The following is a 279-nucleotide window of genomic DNA, read 5'->3' on the forward strand; positions in this document are numbered from 1 at the left end:
CTGTCCGGCGGCCAACGTCAGAACGTCGCCCTGGCGCGTGCATTGTTGCTCAACCCGCCCATCCTGCTGCTGGACGAACCCACCAGCGCCATGGACAACACCGGTGAAGAACGCTTGAAACAACGCCTGCAAGCCGTGGTGCAAAGCAAGACCGTGGTGCTGGTCACCCACCGTGCCTCGCTGCTTTCTCTGGTGGACCGTCTGTTGGTCGTCGACCGTGGGCAGATCCTCGCGGACGGCCCGAAAGCGGTGGTTATGGAAGCGTTGAAAAAGGGGCAG

The 279-nt window shown here is 62.4% G+C and carries 1 protein-coding gene; it reads left to right on the forward strand.

Annotated elements, in window-relative coordinates:
• A partial coding sequence (locus KZZ04_RS18960) for an ATP-binding cassette domain-containing protein (protein WP_219423807.1) occupies nucleotides 1–279 on the forward strand: 279 nt, incomplete at both ends.

Origin of the sequence: Pseudoalteromonas sp. CR1, from assembly GCF_019392235.1 — a bacterium.
GTDB lineage: Bacteria > Pseudomonadota > Gammaproteobacteria > Enterobacterales > Alteromonadaceae > Pseudoalteromonas.